Origin of the sequence: Candidatus Accumulibacter meliphilus (genome assembly GCF_036625345.1) — a bacterium.
Taxonomy (GTDB): domain Bacteria; phylum Pseudomonadota; class Gammaproteobacteria; order Burkholderiales; family Rhodocyclaceae; genus Accumulibacter; species Accumulibacter meliphilus.
The window spans coordinates 470006-485338 of record NZ_JAZKTZ010000001.1 but is presented as its reverse complement, the minus strand read 5'-3'; the positions used below and the strand labels follow the sequence as shown (position 1 = coordinate 485338).

Genomic DNA, 15333 nt, shown 5'->3' with positions numbered 1-15333 from the left:
AGCTTCGGTGGTCATTTGCCAGGTCGACCTTTCTTCACCACTACCTCTTTATCGCCAGCCAATGCGCGGCCGTCCGGCGCAAGCCTTCATCGACGCTCACAGGAGGATTCCAGCCGAGCAAGTCGCGCGTCTGCGAAACGTCCAGTTGCAAGGAGGCGCACAAGCGCCGTGCCAAGTCCGGCCTGCCCAGCAACTTGCTGCCCAGCTGCAACAGGGCGGCCGGCACAGGAATCAGCCGCGCCGGCTTGCCCAATGCTTCACCCATGCGACGGAGCAATTTCGTTGTGGAGAGATCTTCGCCATCCGAGACAAGGAAGCGCTGGTTGGCCGCGGCCGAATGATCGATACAGGTGACGATCAGGTCAACCAGATTGTCGATGCCGACCAGGCTGCGCGCGTTATGGATCGCCCCGAGCGGCAAGGGCACCCCTTGCCACAGCCAACGCATCAGGCCCAGGAAATTCGCTTTCACTCCGGGACCGTAGACCAGGGGAGGACGGATGACAACCACTTCCATCCCCGTCTCACGAGCCATCGAAAACAGAGCACGCTCGGCTTCCATTTTCGAAACCCCATAGGGATCAAGTGGCGCGGGAACGCTATCGGCCCGAAAGGGGTGCCCCGGCAGCGTACTCTCGCCATTGACTTTGACCGAGCTGATGAACAGGAAGCGCCGAACGCCAGCCGCTGCAGCTTGCCGGGCAAGGCTCAACGTCCCCTCGACGTTTACGCGTCGGAACGCCGTGAGGGGGTCAGACGCGGCCTCCTTCATGACGTGAACGCGAGCGGCACAGTGCACCACGGCAGCCGCGGAGGTAAGCGCTGCGCACCAGTCATGCTCTGCTGACAAGACGCCGTCGGCCGTTTCCCAGGAGGCCGGCAGGTCGCCCTGGGCCACATTCCGGCAGGCGGCGCGGAATGGGACATGATCCGCAGCCAAGCGATAACACAGCGCCCGTCCAACAAATCCATTTGCGCCGGTGATGAGAATAGTCATCTCGTCCTCCCGCCGCTGCTTTCCTGAAGCGCAACAGGCGTCTCTGGCAGAACGGCTTCAAGGAAGCGAGCAGCCAGCACGGAGTAGCTCCGATTGAATTTTATCCATTCGTGGCCACGCTCCCCCATGGCCTTGCGCCCCTCGGGTCCGGCAGCCACCAATTGCCGTATGCCGTCGGCTATCGAATCCGCATCCTCGGCCTTGCAACTGACCCCCGCACCGCTCTCCGCCACCACATCACCCGGCGCGTCGATGGCGTAGAGAATCGGGCGAGCAGCAAGCATATAGTCGTTTAACTTGGTCGGGCTGACGCCGAAGCGAAACAGCGGCTGCCCCTGCAGCCCGATATAGGCAGTGTCCATGTAAGTGAGGAAATCATTGACCTGCCCCTTAACGACCGATGCGAGAAATGTCACCCTGCCAGCGACGCCCAAGGCTTGGGTCCGCTCGCGCAGATCAGCCACATAGGCCCCGTCGCCGAGGATCACGACATGCACGGAGTCGTCGCCGCAACGCGCAAGCGCGTCAATCAGGGAATGCAGCGCATTGGCCACGCCGACGCGGCCGGCATAGCCGATGAGAAAGCGACCAGATCGGCGAAGCTCCTCGAGCACTTCGCTATGCGACGACGGCAGCGGATTCGCTCCCATTTCCTCGCTCATATCGACACCGTTCGGTACGAAATGAAACTTGTCCGCGCGCATCCCGCGCGAAACCATGTAATCGCGCGCAGCGGCGAGGACCGAAACCACCTTCTCGGCGTGACGATAGGCGTAGTCCTCGGACCATTGCATGGCACGAATCAAAGGGTGAGAGGGGCGAACGTTTCCCAGCTCGACCAGGGTCAGGGGCCACAGGTCGCGCACCTCGAAGATCAGCCGCGCACCGGTCCGGCGCGCCAGCGACCGCGCGGGATGGATGGCGAAGGGGCAATGCGACGAACAGATCACCAAATCGACCTCGCCAACCGGGAGTCTGACGGTCAACAGTTGCCCGACGAAGCTGAGCAGGTTGAACACCCTCCCCATTCGGCTCGCAGCCGCGTAGTCTGGCGTGCGCACCCACAGGTAGCGGATTCCGTCGATCATCTCTTCCGTGACACGCCCGCTCAGTTCGGGTTGCCGGAAGCGTGTGTGCGCCCTGCCGGCGGCGACGATGGTCACCCGATGCCCCAGCTTGACCCATTCACGAGCCAGGAAATAGTGTCCGTAGACCATCCCATGGCTTGGCGATCCGGCGAAATGGGCGACAAAAACGAGGTGCAAAGGCTTCATGCCCGACTGTAAAGCGTCGTCATCCATCAAGCCTCTGTCCCGATCAGATGATCGACAATCCTGTTGGCTGCGTAACCGTCGCCGTAAACCCGCTTCTCGAGCCCGCTCGTGCCGATCGCCGCGAGTATCCCCCTGGCCATTTCCCCGTCGTTCCTTGGCGGTAGCAAGCGATTCCAGCCGAGATCGAGCAGCTCGGCCCACTCTGTCTCTTTGCGTAGCGTGACACATGGCACCCGGTGAAAGAAGGCTTCCTTTTGAACCCCGCCGGAATCGGTGACAACCAGGGCCGCATACTTCTCCAGCATCACCATGTCCAGATAGCCCACCGGATCAACGATCAGCAGGCGGTCAGACCCTTCAACTTTTAATCCCAGGCTATTGAGCGTTGCTTTGGTCCGCGGGTGCAGCGGCAGAAGCACGGGGATTTCGCGGGATACCTTGGCCAAAGCGCTGAAGATTTCCCGAAGGTGCTCCGGATCGTCGGTATTTTCCGCCCGGTGAACCGTCGACAGCACGTAGCCGCCGGCCACCAATTGAAACTGTTCCAGGACCCTGCTCTGCTGTACCGCGATTTCCCCGTAATAGAGCGCGGCGTCGTACATCACATCGCCGACATTGATGACATGCTTGCCGGAAATGCCCTCACGCTGCAGATTTTTCACCGCGGTTTCCGTTGGTGGAAACAGGAGACTTGACGCATGATCGGCAAGTACCCGATTCATCTCCTCCGGCATGCGTCGATTGAAAGAGCGCAAACCGGCCTCGACGTGCGCCACCGGGATATGCAGCTTACACGCGGCCAAAGCCGCAGCCAGCGTCGAGTTGGTGTCACCGTAAATCAATACCTGGTCTGGCTTCTCTTTCACGAGAACGTCCTCAATGGCCGCCAGCATTCTCCCGGTTTGATTTCCATGCAACCCGGAACCAATACCGAGATGGTAATCAGGCTGCGGAATTTTCATCTCCGAGAAGAATATGTCCGACATATTGCTGTCGTAGTGCTGGCCTGTGTGCACCAATACCTCACGGATATCGGCTCTGCCATGCATCTGTCGAGCCACAGACGCTGCCTTAATGAACTGAGGACGAGCTCCCACAACGGTGACACATTTAAGCATTTTCAATTAATCTCCATATGTTTACCATTGGGCATTATCCATGCCCGGCTTGCATGCCACCACGTTTCCGGTTCATGTTTTCAGCGCCGATGTAATACGCCAGGCTGCCAAGACCGGATCTCGTAGCAGAAGCGCTACCGCAAGATATGCGGAACTTCCGGCCGCCAAGGCAAGAAGAAAGCCGGAAATAGACTCGGTAAAATCAAAAAACATGAGAACCAGGACCATCACGAAGCCCGCCACCGCAGCTCTCCAAAGCGCGGCCCACATATGCCGAAGCGGCGCATCAATCACCGAACCGAGTCTGGCGAGAAGCAACATGCAGTACATGAACGCGTAAAGGCTCGTGCCCATGGCTATCCCCAGATAGCCGACCTGATTGACAAGCAGCCAACAAAACAGGACGTGAATTGCAGCCGTAAACACGCCAATAGCCATGGGCGTACGGGTATCCCCGTTGGCGAAGTAGACACGGTTTAGGAAGACGATCAGGCTTTGCGGCAGCAGACCCAACGCATACCAACTCAAGGCCTGCGCAGCGCGCAAACTGGCCTCCGGTCCAAACGCTCCGCGCTCAAGCAAGACCTTGACGACCTGTTTGGATTCGACCATCAGAAAAAGCATTGCCGGCACAGCAAAAAAACACGTGCCGGCAAGCCCCAGAGAGAAGCGCTCTGCGACGGCTTTCGGATCACGTCTAGCCAACGCGTCCACCAGCGCAGGGAAGAAGGCCGCGGCAATTGCACTGGCGAAAATCCCGACCGGCAGCCCCTCTAAGCGGGCTGCGTAGTTGAGCACCGCGATGCTGCCTGTTTCCAGATCGGAGACCAGCGTTTTTTGTACCAGTCCGCTCAGTTGATCAGCCAACAGCAGAATCACCAGAGGAAGCATTGACAGCAGGAGAGCACGCAGCTCGCGCGGTTCAAATTTCGCCGGCGCCTTTGGCAGCTGAGTCAAAACACCAGGCAGCAATGTCAACCAGAGCGCAGCCCCGAGTACGCTCCCGTAACCGAAAGCAATCAGGCCAAACGATGGCACCAGCAGAAGCAGACTGGCGATAAGCACGAGATTGTTCAAGGCGGGGACCAGCGCAGGCAGAAGAAATCGCTGGTTGGCATGCATGACCGACTGCATCAAGGCCCCAAGACTGAACAGAAATACCATCGGAGCCAGCCAGCGGAGCACCTGTGCGGTCAGGCTTCTTGCCAACTCGGAAAATCCTGGAACGACCCACGCAACGACACTCTCGGCACCGAGAGTGATCGTTACAACGATCACTGCCAAGATGAGACAGAGCCCGATCAAAGAGTACAACCAGAGACCGCGCGCCCGACTCGGAATGGCCTTCACGATTGCCTGCTGATAGCGCGGCATGAATGCCCCCTGCAGCGAGCCAGCAGAGAAAACAAGGAAACAGGTGGCCACAATGGAGAAGGCTGTCACGTAGGCATCCGCTTCCTGGCCTACTCCAAATGCGCGTGCGAACAACAATTCGCGAAAAAACCCGAGAACGTTGGTCGACAGGGTCAAGGCAGAAATAATGCCCGCCGAAAGAATCAAGTGTCGCACAATAGCTAAACTGCGCCCGACCGGGTGCACGCTCCAGATGCTTGGCTCACCGACCCTTTGCGCGATGGCCGGCCACCTATTTGGCAAGACATGAGCCAAGGCCTGAAACGCCCGCCATACAAAGATCGTCATTCTGCATGCTGATAATCCCACATTTTCTGCGACGCTTTGCCTCTCTTTCGGCAAGAAACTTCGCGCCGAACGAATGGTCATTGCCCCGGACCGTTTTCGTCTCCAGCAACTTCAAGGAGAAATCAAAGCCACAAGCCGCCGCCTCCAGATACTCATTTTTTCTACCCTTCTCAGCTGTCGCCGCATCGGGTTTTTATCGACAATCACTCGGCTACTTCTTGGTAGCAATCACGGTGAGGTTGTTTCCCTTGCCAAACCAGCCACCAACATGATCAAGTTGTTCAAGAAAAATGCTGTAAATCCAGCGCAGCATAGCGGATCCCGGATTGCCGACAGGTGGCTGCACAGAGGCAGCGCAATGGTCGGCAGAAGATTGCACTGCACGCTCTGAAGCTTGGTAAATGCGCCGACGAAGCCAGCGTAACCGCTGACGAGCGATGTCCAACTGTCTTCTGTAGTTACCCGCACGCAGATAGCGCACTTCAAGCCCATGCGACGTGAGCGCGCCATGGAGAACTGGGCGAGTGAAATAGCTCAAGTGCGTGGGCATCACCGCCAACCAGCGTGTCCCCATGAAGCGAGCCTGCCATCCCCCCGCATTCGGAACGCGAACCATCAACACGCCCCTTGGCGCCAGATGACTGATCAGGAAATCGAGATCGGCGCCCGGTCTGTCCGTATGTTCGAGATAATCGAACAGGGTAATCGCATCGAATACCTCGCCAGGACGCAGAACGGAGGCCAGGACTCCACAACGCAGGTCGGCAATCCCCTCGTTCTCTTTGCCCCAGGCCACTGTCGCAGGATCGAGCTCGACCCCGGTAACAGACCACCCGTGGCGCTTGGCGATACCTAGAAAAAGGCCACTGCCACAGCCAACGTCGAGAAGGCGCCCCTTACGCGGACAATGTTCTTCGAGCAGGCGAAGGTGGTATCGCTCGAACTCTCTTCGTCGCTCTTCCACATGCTCCGGATCGCTCATCACCCGCCGATAGGCGTACCCGTACCAGAGCTCATAAAGCCTTGCCAGGCTCTTCGCGTCCAGGCGCGGCGCAAGAAAAATCAGACCACAGGCCGAACAACGTCGGCGAACATTGAGCAGATCGACGGGCAGCGCCTGGTGATCCGAAGGCAGGTAACGATTGATCTCCGGCATCAGCGTGTCACTTGCGCTATCGAAATCGCTCACACTGCGAGCGCCGCAGAAAGGGCATTCCGGCACCGGCACGAGAACCATCTCGATCTCACTTGACATCGAAACGCGTCACCCAGCGAGCAAGGAGAAACAGCCGGAAGAAATCCCGCTGAGGAAAACGTGACTTGCCTTGTAGCCAGGCCCGGTACTCCTGCAGCACCGCAGCCGGATTGACGAGGTCCGCCAGCGGAAAATCTGGGTCCGAGAAACAGTGCTCAATGGCGGGACGCAGCGTATCGCGCATCCACACTTCCTGGGCCGTCACGAAGCCCATCTTGTCTCGCCGGTCGAGAATCGCGTCGGGAACCAGACCTCGAAGCGCCTGCCGCATCACCGCCTTGGTTTGCCCACCGGCAAGTTTTACTTCCGCGGGAAGACTGACGAGCCACTCGACCAGTCGATAATCGAGGAAGGGCACTCGACTTTCTATCGACCAAGCCATGGAATTCCTGTCTTCGTAGCGCAGCAGAGAGGGCACGCTGAACTTGGTCAAGTCCATGACCTGACGTTCGGCAATCGACGTACGGCCGCCTAGGCTCAGCTGGCTTCGATCCCATAGCGCTTTTCCGCTCGACGTCAGGAACGCCGATAGCGAGGGAGTTCTTCCGCGCAGGAAAGCAGGCAGATAACGTGCCCCTTCGCGCCAACGCAACATTCCGCGATCGCCACGAACGACCAGAGAATAGACTTCGCTCAACAGGCGGCCGATACGGCGACGCCGGATGAGGTCGCCAAGGTAGAAAAGGTAGAACTTGCGGTAACCACAAAGCCCCTCGTCGGCGCCTTGGCCGTCGAGCAACACGGGAATGTTGTTTGCCCGAGCCTCCCGCATGATGGCCCACTGAGCGTAGATGCTGGCACTCGTGAAAGGCTCTTCCTGGTGCCAGATCAGTGCATCCAGATCCTTGTCGAACTCCTCACCGCTCGGAAAGACATGATGGGCCGCGGCATCTACGCTTTGGTTGACCAGAGCACACCACGAACGCTCATCAAAACGCGGATCTTCGGAAGCAGCGTTGAATGTGTGCAGAGCCCCCGCAGCGACCGGGCGCAATTCGTCCGCCTGACAAACGATTGCCGAAGAGTCGAGCCCTCCGGATAGGCAAGACCCCACCGGAACATCACTACGCAGGCGTAGCTTTACCGAATCGCGGAACAACTCGGCGAAGCGCACACTCGCTTCCGAGATGTCGATAGCAGTCTCCGCACCAGGCCTCTCTAGCGACCAGAAAGGCTCGGGGCGAACCTGCAGAGTGTCATCAACAACCGCATAGTGGCCGGGTGGCAGTGATTGAATGCCGGCGAAGAAACTGTCATGACGATGGTTAACCATCGACCACTTCAGATAATCAACGGCAACATCCCTATTCAAGGTCGCCTTGACACAGCCACTCGCCAGGATGCCTTTTATCTCCGAGGAGAAAACCAGCGCATCGGCGCTCTGCGCGTAGAACAGCGGTTTCACCCCGAGTCGGTCGCGGGACAGAACCAGGCGACGCCGTTCGCCGTCCCAAAGCGCCAGCGCCCACATGCCGTTGAAGCGCTCGAAACAACCCAGACCCCACGCGCGGTAAGCACACAGAATGACTTCGGTATCGGTACCGCTGCGGAAGTTAAAGCCTAAGCCGACGAGTTCGTCGCGAAGTTCGAGGTAGTTGTAGATCTCACCGTTGTAACTGATCCAGTCACGGCGATCTGCCGAAGCCATCGGTTGGGCGCCGGCCGGAGTGCAGTCCACGATGGCCAGACGCCGGTGGCCGAGCGCCAGCCAGTCCCCGGTCTGCGCAACGGGCGCACTTCGTTCACCCAGGCGGGCCTGCTCACCAAGCAAGAGATGCCCCATCCCGTCAGGACCCCGATGGGACTGAACCTTGGTCATGGCCTGGATCCGCGAGAGAACTTCCAGGTTACGGCTATACACCCCAGCTATTCCACACATGGTCTCAGGCCCTGAGCTCAACGGCTTTCTGGTCCTGGCGCATGGCGAGAGCCAGACCCCACAGCCCACCTAGCAGCAGATTGAAGGAAATCAAACGAAAAACCGCGAAGAAGCATGCATATAAAGCCAGTGCGATAACCGTCGCAATAATGGCCAGCGCCTGTTCTCGATCGTCCGCCAGCGAACGGAAGACAAGAACTGCCGGCCCGAAGAGAATGAGCGAATAGGCCAGCAATCCAACGCCGCCGCCGACCATCAGAACATAGAAAATCCAGTTGTGTACATAGCCCACGCTGACTGTCAACATCTCGCCGTGACCCGTCTCGAACGATATGGTATGACGGATGCCGAGGCCCTGCCCCAGGATCGGCGATTCCAAGAACATGCTCCAGGCGGTCTGGTACTCCTCCATGCGCGAATTGACATTGGCATCGTTAACGGTATTTCCCGGAAGAACCCCGGCTTGCCCCCCTCGCTCTTCGTGAGGCGCCTCCTGGCCGCTACTCGTCGCTTGCTTTTCGGTCACGGCGTTCAGCGCCTGGCGCAGAAGGAAAATGCGATTCAAGTAGACGTCCTCAAGATCAAAGACGGCGACCGTTGCCGACGCTGTGAACACGGTGATCAGAGCCGCTATTACGACTTTTCGCCAGGCACCGGCGAACGCCGCGAAGAGCATCAAGAGCCCGCCAACGGCCCATGCGGCAAGCAACATGCTGCGCGTGTAGGTGAGAATCATGGCCACGATTGAGAGTATCACGAGCGCGAAGCCTGCGCTTCGAATCACCTGGCTGCGCCCCCACAGAACGAGCCAAACGCCCCAGACATAGCCCAGCGGAAGAAACGCATCGGTCGCCTGCTGAACCAGCTGCGTCACCCGCGCTTTGAATTCGAATACGGGCGCAACGGTGGTTTTCAGGGTGTTGCCGTCCAGTCGTGTCCACGTCCCATTATCGAAAGTGTAGGAATAAGGGTTCCACAGCTGCTCGGAGACGAAATAGCTCACGACATGCCATGAAAACAAGCCCGCCGTGACAATTGCTGCCCACAACCAGGCGGCTTTGAAAACTTCATTGCTGCGTGCTTCCAGAAAAACCGGGATCAGGGACAAGACGAAAACGAAGGGTATCGCGCCGCGCATCCAGTCACTCGTAGGCACGCCATGGCTCGCGGCAGTGGCGATGTTGGCGCCAAGGACAGTCCCAGCGCCAAGGATTACCCACCAAACTTCGCGAGCGAAGCCAGGCAAAACCGACCGCTTCTGCCACAAGGAAGCACTACCACCGATAGCGAGGACTATCACAAATCCAAACTCGCGCCAGCCAGGCTCTGTCGGTGTGGGATGGATCATGAACACCAGCGGCAGGCTGGCAAGAAGACCAGTCGCCGGTTCTCGTAAAGCCCAAAATGCCAGCCCACCTACGCCAAAAAGCACCGGCCATCGCGCCGCGTCACCGAAGTGCACCGCAAGCAGCGCGCATACCGCGCCTACCGCTATTGCCAGCGAAAATCTGGAAGTAGACTCCATGGGTGGTTCTCAGTAATGGCGAAACTTGAACACCAGCTTGTTGAAAAACGCGCGTAGTCGGTTCACCGACGATCGCGCAACGGTGGCCCAGCGTTGTGCATACTCGGCGAAGACGGAGTTGCCCGTGAGATCGGCCAGGACCTCGAGCTGGGCCACGTGAAGTCCATGATAGAAACGGCTGGCGGGCATTGGAGGAATCTCGCTGTAAAGGTCGGCCCGTGACCAGTACCCCAGATCGTAGCGTGGCAGCAATTCTGCGATGCTGCGCATGCAGTCATCAAGAACAAGCTTGGCCTCGGCATCATCCGCCACAACCAAACAATAATCCTGGAGTCCGAATACCGCAAAAACCATCCCGTCAAGAATTGCCGTTGGACGATCTGCGACCACCTCTTCGAGCATCGTGTATTGACTATCGGCGAGCAGCAAGCCACCCTCGGATACTGGTGACAGCATGGCTGCGCAGGCCTGCCTGGCAGCCAGCAGATAGGACTCGTCCCCCGCCGCCCGACTGGCGCGCAGCAGAAGAGAAATACCCTGCGCCTGAGCAAGCGCGGAGGGCCACGGCGCACGCAGGCCGTAAGCGTCGAAATCGAAGCGATACCACCAGAAACCCCGACCCGCCGAGTCGACGTCGAGGTTCTCGCGAAGCCAGTCGGCAGCCTTCCAGAACGGGTCGGCGTGCTCGACTTCTCCTCGCTTCCAGCGCTGAAATCCTCCCAGCCCCCACTGTGCAATTGCACAGGGGTTGTATTGTTTGCCTATCGCACCAAAATAGTCGAGCAGCGGGATCCCTGCAGCGTCAAATGGCCCCGCATAATTTGTCTTCGCACGCAGATCAATGTAGTAATCATCCAGAGTGCTGTAGTCATAGCGAATTGGGCCGATCTTCGTATGCCAGAAAGAAACTGCCCCGCGAGGATGCAAATAACGTGCGATCGTCATTAATACGCGCTTCATCAGGAAGATTTTCCAGATAGATGGTCGTTGCTTTCAATACGCCAGAATTTTCTCATAAAAATATTCCGCTCACCGAGCGCTCCAACGACTGCAAAATGCAGCACCAGTGAAATCAGGCCAAAACCGAAGAGAGTAACAAGAGTCTGTGGTGCAGGCAGCGCTACCAAAGCCCAGAGCACCAAGGCTGCCGCCAGGCACCAGCGCACAGGCGTCCGCCACAAAAAGGCAATCGGGATCAGCCGGACGATCAAAGACCCGACGGCAACAGCCTGCGCCCAACTGCCAATTGTAAAAGCCAGTGCAAGGCCTTTCGCGCCCATCGACTGATAGAGCAGGTAATCGAGTGCCACGGTAGAAAGGCAAAAAGCGAGCGCAGTTACCATAAAGGCGCGCCCACGCCCCTGGGCGAGAAGCACGCGCCCACCTAGCAAGGCCAGCCCCATTCCGGGAAGTCCGATTGCATACAATGCGAGCAACGGCGCTGTTGCCGCGGTTTGTGCCGCATCAAATTGCCCGCGTTCAAGTATCAAGGAGATGACGGACGAGGGGTGCGCTGCCAGCAGGACAGCGGCTGGCACGAAGAAAATAACCGCCATGGTCGCGGCTTTCTGGAGGAGGAGAAGGAACTTCGCCGTCTCGCCTTTCACCCAGGTAGTCGAAAAAGCCGGGTAGTACATAGTCAGGAAAGAAAGTGAGAAAAGCGTCAGCGGAATCGTCGCAATACGGAAGGCAAACGACAGCTGCGCAATACTGCCCTCTTCAAGTAGCGATGCAAACAAGCGCTCTGCGATCACCGTTATTTGCTGAGCACCGGTGGCGACAAGCAGGGGCGTGAAGTGAAAAAGAAAGCTTCTTTGAGGTGCTTCGGTCTGCCGCGGCGGCTCAACAACGTGCCCGGGAACATCAAGCACCACCTGCTGCACCAGCAAAAGCAATATTTGCCCAGCCAACATACCCAATATTACCACCCAGACGCTACCCGGGAAGAAAACCATCGCGCCAATTCCGCCAACGTTGAAGAGTACGGTTCGCCACAGGGGAAGCACAAAACGACCGCCGACGTTCAGGACCGCGGCCTGGAAATACAAGACGCTCTGCACGGCGATCATCGCCGCTGCGAGACGAACAGCTGGCAGGCCCGCATCAATCTGGCTCGCACTCCAGCCCGGCACCAGCATTCCCATCCACAGCGGGGCGCCAAGAGCAACCACAAGACTTACTGAAATGCTTCCCACCCAGGCGCCAAGCTGCAACCTGGTCACATGCTCGCGAATCAGCGACGACGTTTGCAGCCGAATTCTATGGAGGTGCGGAATGACAGCGTCGCGCAGGGCGATTCCCAGGACATTCTCGAAGAAGACCGGCACCATCAAGGCGACAAACAAGGCATCGGCAGCCCAGCCGGCACCGAAGTTCCAGGCAACCAGCATGTCGCGCAAGAACCCGAGCAGGAAGCTGGCGACCACAAAGCACAGCATGATCAAGGAGGTACTCATTGAACGGCAGGCTCCAGACAGGCAGAAAGCAACTCCGAGCCTAGCCAGAGCCGGCCAGACTCCGAGGCTGTCATTGGCAAGCGCTGTCCAACTCGGCGAAGCGCTGAGAGTTCATCCGAGTCAGCATCTGTTCGCCTTGATGAGCGCCGCTACGATAATGTCTTGCTCCGCATCATCGAGATCGGCCGACATCGGCAGGCTAAGCACACAATCGGCAAGACGGTCGGAATTAGCCAGCGTACCGCTGCTGCGACAGAGATCCTTGTACGCCAGTTGCAGATTCAGAGGTACGGGATAGTGGACTGCTGTTGGCACTCCATTTTCGCTCAACGCGTTTTGAACCCGCTGCCGGTCTTCAACCATTACCGTGAATTGCGCGAATACACTGCTACGGTCGAGACGCTGAGTGACCGTTGGCAGCTTCCCAGAAAGCAAGTGGTTGTAGCGTGCACCGATCCTCAAGCGCTGCGCGACTTCCCAATCGAAGCGCTCGAGCTTGGCCAGCACGACAGCGCATTGCAGAGTGTCCATGCGCCCGCCAACGCCAACGCGCGTGTGCACATAGCGCTTTTCCTGACCGTGAACGCGAATTTCCTTCATCGCCTGCGCCAGCATGTCGTCGCTCGTGAAAATTGCCCCGCCATCTCCATAACAACCCAGCGGTTTGCTGGGAAAGAAACTGGTGCAACCGATTGTCGATAGGTTGCAGCTCTTGCGGCCCTTGTAGTGGGCACCAAAACTCTGGGCAGCATCCTCGATCACGCAAAGGCCGTGTTTCGCGGCGATGGCGTTTATTTCGTCCATGTTCGCTGGCTGGCCGTAGAGCGACACTGGCATGATGGCCCTGGTTCTCGCTGTGATTGCTGCCTCGATCTTGTCGCTATCGATATTGCAGGTATCCGCCTCGACATCGACAAACACTGGCGTCGCGCCAACCAAAGCGATGACTTCGGCCGTAGCGACAAAGGTGAAGGGCGTGGTAATAACCTCATCCCCTTGCCGGACACCCAGAGCCATCAAAGCGATCAACAGTGCCTCGGTGCCTGACGCGACACTGATGCAGTATTTTGTGCCGGCATAGGCGCTCAGCCTTCCCTCGAGTTCGGAAACTTCCGGCCCCATGATGTATTGACCGTGATCAAGCACCGCCTGAATGCGGCTGTCAATAGAGTTCTTGAGCTCCCGATACTGGGCCTTGAGGTCAATAAACTGGATTTTCATTCTTTTCTTTCATTGCGATGATGATTATAACAACAAGCTAGACAAGGAAAGGCCACGACGGCAGCTTTACAGAAAATCACCAGCACAGTTTCGCCGGACGAGAAACGAAGCGATTATCTGACAACAGCAGATGGGCCACCCACACTGGCACCACAACAACACGCCCCTTGTTCAGACTGCCCCACAGCACGGGCAGGCGGCAAAGAACCCGAACCACCATAACAAACTCAACGCCCCCACCGACCACAGCAACAGCTACTCTATAAGCAGCGTTGCTCCACTGAGTTTGTATTCCGTGCCGGTTGCTGAACACCGTGCGCTTCCTGTGCCAGTGAGCGGCAGCCCGAGTCGCTCGCCATGCTGACTCATCCATCCAATCTGCTTGGCGGGAACACCGGCCATCAGCGCATAGGGTCTCACGTCGCGATTGATGACCGCACCAGCCGCCACAAAAGAGTATTCGCCAATCGTCACACCACACACAATAGTGCAATTAGCGCCGAGTGTCGCCCCTTTCTTCACGGTTGTCAGACGGTATTCGTCCTTGCGGGTAACGGCTGATCGCGGGTTATAGACATTGGTGAATACCATGCTCGGGCCACAAAAGACATCATCCTCAACGCAGACAGCATCATAGATCGATACGTTGTTCTGGACCTTGACGTTGTTGCCGATTGAAACATCGTTGCCAACAAAAACATTCTGCCCAAATGAACATTCCTTGCCAATTCTTGCGCCAGCGCAAATGTGCGAAAAATGCCAGACGCGACTCCCGTCACCGATAACCGCGCCCTGGTCAACAACCGCCGACGGATGAATAGTAACTGCCATTTCAGTAATCCAGAGGTAGCGCAACCCGCTTGCCGTCGCGTGCCGACAGGTAAGCGGCAATCAAAACCTCCAGCGTTTTCAACCCTTCGCGGCCATCCGTTTCCGGCTCGCACTCGCCACGCATGACGTCGATCACATTCTTGTAGTAAAGGGGGTGGCCGAAGCCGTACACCGAGGTGGTTTCGTAATTCGCCGTGGCAATCTTTTCATCTTCCGGAAGCTTTTCGGAAAAATCCCAATTCTGTATTTCGTTGACCGCCACACCGCCGATTCGGACCGTACCTTTTTCGCCAAGGATGGTGATACTCCCTTCCAGATTTTTCGGATAGGTCAGCATCGTCACATTCATCGACCCCAAAGCGCCGGAACGCCAGCGCACGCTTAAAACGCCAGAGTCCTCAACTTCGATGTCACGCGCCAGAGTTGCCGTATAGGCCTGCATGCTTTCGATCGGGCCAATCAACCAATCCAGCAAATCAACATAGTGGCTGGCCTGATTCATGAAGGCACCGCCGTCGAACTCCCAGGTTCCGCGCCACTTTGCACTGTCGTAGTATTCTTGCGGCCGCGTCCAGAAGACATTTATATTGACCATGTAGATGCGGCCAAAACGCCTCATCTCGACCGCTCGCTTCAGCAATTGCAGCGTGGCATTACGACGGTTCTGCTTGACAACGAATAGCCGGACGCGCGCATCGTCGCAGGCCTTGACCATGCGCAGGCCGTCATGCCAACGCGTGGCCATCGGTTTCTCGGTCATCACGTGCCGACCAGATTGCGCGATCTCGATTGTCTGTTCAGAATGCAGGCCGCTCGGCGTTGTTAGGACGACAATATCGGCCGCTGTCGTCTTGAGCAGTTCGGTGAGGCTCGAATGCGCGTTAGCACCCGTACGCTCGACCGCCTTGTCGAGTGCGCTGCGGTTAACATCGCAAACATCGACGAACTCGATGCTTTCCGCATGCTGCTCCATGGCCGAGAAGTGGTTGGCTGCTATACGTCCGCAACCGATCAGCGCCACGCGAATCTTGCGGCCAGATACGCTAGAGTAATTTCTCATTCACATCCTCAGATAG

General features: G+C 57.8%; 12 protein-coding genes. All 12 read right to left on the bottom strand.

Going from position 1 to position 15333, the window contains the following annotated elements; genetic code table 11:
• Window positions 1-40 precede the first annotated feature (40 nt).
• The 12 genes from V5B40_RS02195 to V5B40_RS02140 all read right to left on the bottom strand — a co-directional run bounded on the left by V5B40_RS02195 (window position 41) and on the right by V5B40_RS02140 (window position 15317).
• Window positions 41-997: a UDP-glucose 4-epimerase family protein gene (locus V5B40_RS02195; protein ID WP_332352955.1), complete on the bottom strand. Its 957-nt coding sequence runs from the start codon at window positions 995-997 to the stop codon at window positions 41-43.
• A complete protein-coding gene (locus V5B40_RS02190) occupies window positions 994-2298 on the bottom strand; it encodes a glycosyltransferase family 4 protein (protein ID WP_332352953.1) in 1305 nt (434 codons plus the stop codon). Before V5B40_RS02190 ends, V5B40_RS02195 begins: the two co-directional genes overlap by 4 nt.
• Complete coding sequence (gene wecB, locus V5B40_RS02185; protein WP_332353240.1) at window positions 2298-3389, bottom strand: non-hydrolyzing UDP-N-acetylglucosamine 2-epimerase; 1092 nt, start codon at window positions 3387-3389, stop codon at window positions 2298-2300. The genes V5B40_RS02190 and wecB overlap by 1 nt, the downstream gene beginning before the upstream one ends.
• 72 nt (window positions 3390-3461) lie before the next feature.
• A complete protein-coding gene (murJ, locus tag V5B40_RS02180) occupies window positions 3462-5171 on the bottom strand; it encodes a murein biosynthesis integral membrane protein MurJ (RefSeq protein WP_332352950.1) in 1710 nt (569 codons plus the stop codon).
• A gap of 130 nt (window positions 5172-5301) precedes the next feature.
• Entirely contained in the window at window positions 5302-6345 is a 1044-nt protein-coding gene (locus tag V5B40_RS02175; protein WP_332352948.1) for a class I SAM-dependent methyltransferase, read from the bottom strand.
• Window positions 6335-8224 carry an asparagine synthase (glutamine-hydrolyzing) gene (gene asnB, locus V5B40_RS02170; protein ID WP_332352946.1) on the bottom strand — a complete coding sequence of 630 codons (1890 nt, stop codon included), beginning with the start codon at window positions 8222-8224 and terminating at the stop codon, window positions 6335-6337. Before asnB ends, V5B40_RS02175 begins: the two co-directional genes overlap by 11 nt.
• A 4-nt stretch (window positions 8225-8228) precedes the next feature.
• Window positions 8229-9749 carry an O-antigen ligase family protein gene (locus V5B40_RS02165; protein ID WP_332352944.1) on the bottom strand — a complete coding sequence of 507 codons (1521 nt, stop codon included), beginning with the start codon at window positions 9747-9749 and terminating at the stop codon, window positions 8229-8231.
• A gap of 9 nt (window positions 9750-9758) precedes the next feature.
• Window positions 9759-10709, bottom strand: coding sequence for a D-glucuronyl C5-epimerase family protein (locus tag V5B40_RS02160; protein ID WP_332352942.1), 951 nt, complete (start codon window positions 10707-10709; stop codon window positions 9759-9761).
• Complete coding sequence (locus V5B40_RS02155) at window positions 10709-12205, bottom strand: lipid II flippase MurJ (protein WP_332352940.1); 1497 nt, start codon at window positions 12203-12205, stop codon at window positions 10709-10711. Before V5B40_RS02155 ends, V5B40_RS02160 begins: the two co-directional genes overlap by 1 nt.
• 120 nt (window positions 12206-12325) lie before the next feature.
• Window positions 12326-13420, bottom strand: coding sequence for a DegT/DnrJ/EryC1/StrS family aminotransferase (locus V5B40_RS02150; RefSeq protein WP_332353239.1), 1095 nt, complete (start codon window positions 13418-13420; stop codon window positions 12326-12328).
• A 261-nt stretch (window positions 13421-13681) separates the two neighbouring features.
• Window positions 13682-14257 (bottom strand): acyltransferase, encoded by a 576-nt coding sequence (locus V5B40_RS02145; RefSeq protein WP_332352938.1) that lies wholly within the window; start codon window positions 14255-14257, stop codon window positions 13682-13684.
• Window position 14258: 1 nt separating this feature from the next.
• Window positions 14259-15317 carry a Gfo/Idh/MocA family protein gene (locus tag V5B40_RS02140; protein ID WP_332352936.1) on the bottom strand — a complete coding sequence of 353 codons (1059 nt, stop codon included), beginning with the start codon at window positions 15315-15317 and terminating at the stop codon, window positions 14259-14261.
• Window positions 15318-15333 lie beyond the last annotated feature (16 nt).